The sequence below is a fragment of the Streptomyces niphimycinicus genome (assembly GCF_018883605.1).
Classification (GTDB): domain Bacteria; phylum Actinomycetota; class Actinomycetes; order Streptomycetales; family Streptomycetaceae; genus Streptomyces; species Streptomyces niphimycinicus.
On sequence record NZ_JAHLEM010001255.1, the window covers coordinates 1 to 1,169 of the forward strand.

At 76.6% G+C, this 1,169-nt stretch carries 1 protein-coding gene and 1 pseudogene; both read right to left on the reverse strand.

What is annotated here, in order from left to right; all coding sequences use genetic code 11:
- Positions 1 to 67 precede the first annotated feature (67 nt).
- On the reverse strand, positions 68 to 736 hold the full coding sequence (locus tag KN815_RS49180; RefSeq protein ID WP_216348212.1) for an NAD(P)H-binding protein: 669 nt from the start codon (positions 734 to 736) through the stop codon (positions 68 to 70).
- A 24-nt stretch (positions 737 to 760) separates the two neighbouring features.
- Positions 761 to 1,169: pseudogene (locus KN815_RS49185) on the reverse strand (hydrolase); the annotation flags it as partial.

Below are 1,169 nucleotides of genomic sequence, written 5' to 3' on the forward strand. Positions count from 1 at the left end.
CCGCCCCAGCCGCCCCAGCCGCCCCAGCCGCCCCAGCTACTCCAGCCGCCCCGGCCGCCCCCGCGTCTCAGCCCCGCTCGGCCGCGACCGCCGCCACCGCGTCCGCGACCGCCGCGTCGCCGTTGATCAGCTCCAGCGTGCGGCCCGCCGTACGGGGCTCGTCCAGCAGGGCGGTCAGGACCGCGGCCACATCGTCGCGGGTGATCTCGGCCCGGCCCGTGCGTTCGGCCAGCTTCACCCGGCCCGTGCCCGGCTCGTTCGTCAGCCGGCCCGGGCGCAGCACGGTCCAGTCGAGGCCGTCCCGGGCGCGGATGTCGTCGTCGGCCGCGGCCTTGGCGCGCAGATAGGCGGCGAAGACCGGGTCGGTGTCCGGCGGTGGCTCGTGGGACGCGCCCATCGAGGAGACGATCAGGAACCGCCGGGCCCCCGCCCGTTCGGCCGCGTCCGCGAAGAGCACCGCGGACCGGTGGTCGACGGTGTCCTTACGGGCGGCACCGCTGCCGGGGCCCGCACCGGCCGCGAAGACGGCCGCGTCCGCGCCCTCCAGATGCTTGACCACGTCCTCCAGCGAGGCCGATTCGAGGTCGCAGACGACGGGTTCGGTGCCCGACGCCAGCAGGTCGCCCGCCTGCTCGGGCTTGCGGATGATGCCCGCCACTTCGTCTCCGCGCGCGGTGAGCAACTGCTCCAGCCGCAGCGCGATCTGTCCATGTCCACCAGCGATCACAATGCGCATGATCCCGACCGTACGCCGTGCGGCCTACTGTTGCTCGCCGCCGCTCTGCGACCGCGCCTGCCGGGGCAGGTCCAGCGCCACCGCGGCCGCCGAGTCGCAGTACTCCCGCACCGCGCTGGTACGGGCCACCACCCGGCCCCGGTGCACCACGACCCTGCTGTACGCGAGCGAGAGCACCCCCGCGAGCCCGTCCCCGCGCACCGCGAGCAGCTCCGCCGGGAACCCGGCCTCCACCCGCACCTCGGCGAGCCCCATGGCGGCCCGCGCCCGCGAGCACACCGCCTCGTACGCCTCGTCCGGCCGCAGCTCGCCCCGGGACGCCAGCAGAAAGGCGGCCTCCAGAGGATCGCCCCGGCCCACCGGGTTGACCGCGTCCCGCAGCGCCCCGCTGCCCGCGGCCACCCGGACGCCCGCGGCGCGCAGCAGCCGCACC